This is a genomic window from Kosmotoga sp. (assembly GCF_982836095.1).
This window is the reverse complement of the sequence record NZ_CEYIHJ010000052.1, coordinates 8,252-10,758: the sequence shown is the minus strand read 5'-3', so window position 1 is coordinate 10,758 and position 2,507 is coordinate 8,252. Positions and strand designations below refer to the sequence as shown.

The following is a 2,507-nucleotide window of genomic DNA, read 5'->3' as shown; positions in this document are numbered from 1 at the left end:
GGGCTATATCGGCAGCTAGTTTCTCTGCAAGGATATCGTCTACTTTGTCTGGCTCAACAATTACTCTCAGTTCCCTTCCAGCCTGAATTGCATAGGCCTTTTCAATATGGTTAAAACGCATAGCAATTTCTTCAAGCCTTTCCAAACGCTTGATATACATATCGAGTGACTCTCGTCGAGCGCCGGGTCTAGCGGCAGAAATAGCATCTGCTGCAGCTATTAGAACACTTTCCGGTGAAGTCGCTTCGGTTTCACCATGGTGATGCTGTATCATATTTATCACATCGGGTTTTTCTCCATACCGCTTGGCGATTTCACCACCAATTATGGCATGAGAACCTTCAAGCTCATGATCAACGGCTTTACCAAGGTCATGAAGTAATGCCCCTCTTTTGACCTTATCAACGTTAAGACCAAGTTCTGCCGCCATTAAAGCAGCGATTTGAGCGACTTCTATTGAATGCTCAAGAACATTTTGACCGTAACTGGTTCTGTACTTAAGGCGTCCAAGGAGCTTTACAAGTTCAGGATGCATCGATGGAATGCCCACCTTCATTAAGGCCTCCTGGCCTGCTTCTTTTATTTCTGAATATATGGTTTTCTTTGCTTTTTCATATATCTCTTCAATCCTTGCAGGATGAATTCTTCCATCTTCCACAAGCCTTTCAAGAGTTAATTTTGCTATGGCCCTACGAAGTGGGTTGAAGCATGAGACAACGACTATTTCAGGTGTATCATCGATAATCAAATCTGCTCCTGTAAGCTTCTCAAAAGCTCTGATATTTCTACCTTCTCTCCCAATAATTCGACCTTTCATCTCATCCGATGGTAAGCTCACTGTACTAACAGTTACATCACCGGTAATGTCCGCGGCATAGCGCTGTACAGCGCTAACTATTACCCATTTAGCGTGCTTCATCGCTTCTTCTTCGTACTGCTCTTTTATTTGTTTGAAACGTTGAGCGATTTCGTATTCATAAATTTCCTCCGCCCTTTTCAGCACAAGCTCCCTGGCTTCTTCTGGTGTAAGGTCAGAAAGTTCATACAACTTTCGTTCGGCAGTTTCCTTGAGTTTCTCAATTTCAGAGGTCTTGATTTCAATCTCATGTTTCATTTTATCGAGGGTTTCTTCTTTTCTATCAAGGTTATCTTCCCGCCTTGAAAGCCTCTCATCCCATTGCTTGAGTTCTTCTCTTTCCTTTCGGAGCTCTCGCTCCATTTCTTCCCTGAATTTATGGAGTTCTTCCCTACCTTCTATTAGGGCCTTCTTTCTAAGATGCTCTGCTTCCTCTAAAGCTCTTTTTTTAATGGATTCAGCGTCTTGCCTAGAAGCTTTTAAATGTTCTTCAATTTTATTCTTAACCTTTTTTGTTACCAAAGGAATGGCCATAAAAGTTATTGCTATTCCCAATGCCAGACCAATGAAAATTCCAATTATCATATTACTCGCTGGTATTTAAACCCATTATTCGGGATATTCCAGCTCCCTCCTTCCTTCTACGTGTCCTGTGAGATTGAGTATTCCTTTAGAATTGCGACTATCATGGAGTTAGTGAATCCCCTCCGATAAAGCTTTGCTTTTAGTTTTTCCAACGACTTTGCATCTTTAAAATCGATTTTTGATTTTTCAATATATTGCTTTAACACGGAACGGACATTTACTTCCTCTTCTAACTTCAATAACGTTTTTTCCACTAATTGCCTCTCAACACCCAGATTTGTTAATTCTCTCCTTATTCTATGAGGTCCCTTAAAATGCACGGTCAATGCATCGTAGGTGTATAACCAGGCAAATACCTCATCGTTAACATACCCGCTTTTTTTCAACCACTCAATAACTTTTGTTACCAGCTCAAAAGAATACCCTTTTTGTTTGAGCTTAACAAACAACTCTTTTTCGGCTCTTGAACGGTATTTGAGAAGCCTTAAGGCGTCGTTCTTTGCCTTTTCAAAAACCAGTTTCTTTTCATCCTTTTCCATTTTCTGCCTTTTTGCTTTCTTCTTTGGGTTTGATTAGTGTAAGCCCGTATTTTGTGCGAATTCTATTTTCGATCTCAAGCAAGAGCTGTGGATTGCTACTTAAAAATTCAACGCCATTGTTCTTCCCCTGTCCGAGGCTGATCTCTTTGCCATCTTCCGAAATGTAGGTATACCAGGCTCCCTTTCGTTCTATCATACCCTCTTTGACACCAAGATTGAATAATTCGTTGTTATGGTCAATACCCTTTCCATAAATGAGATCAACTCTGGTATCTTTAAAAGGCGGTGCAACTTTGTTTTTAACCACTTTAATGGTTATCTCGTTTCCTATTACTTCATTGCCTTCCCGGAGAGCTGAGCTTCTTCTCACCTCTAATCTTACAGATGAATAGAACTTCAATGCCACGCCTCCGGTTGTTGTTTCTGGATTACCATAAACCACACCTATTTTCATTCTCGTCTGGTTTATGAACATAACTATGCTTCTGGATTTGCTGACAGTTCCTGCGATTTTTCTTAGGGCTTGA

The 2,507-nt window shown here is 40.7% G+C and carries 3 protein-coding genes; all 3 read right to left on the bottom strand.

Translation table 11 applies throughout. From position 1 onward, the window contains the following. Window positions 1–1,390: ribonuclease Y (gene rny, locus AC3LHT_RS05080; protein ID WP_488662161.1), on the bottom strand; the 1,390-nt coding region annotated here is incomplete at its 3' end. 107 nt (window positions 1,391–1,497) lie between these two features. Then, on the bottom strand, window positions 1,498–1,980 hold the full coding sequence (locus tag AC3LHT_RS05075; RefSeq protein WP_290644426.1) for a regulatory protein RecX: 483 nt from the start codon (window positions 1,978–1,980) through the stop codon (window positions 1,498–1,500). Continuing rightward, window positions 1,967–2,507: recombinase RecA family protein (locus tag AC3LHT_RS05070; protein WP_488662160.1), on the bottom strand; the 541-nt coding region annotated here is incomplete at its 5' end. The genes AC3LHT_RS05075 and AC3LHT_RS05070, both read right to left, overlap by 14 nt.

Excerpts from the sequence above, each read along its gene's own strand:
- AC3LHT_RS05075 (WP_290644426.1), bottom strand. The coding sequence starts at position 1,980 with ATGGAAAAGGATGAAAAGAAACTGGTTTTTGAAAAGGCAAAGAACGAC.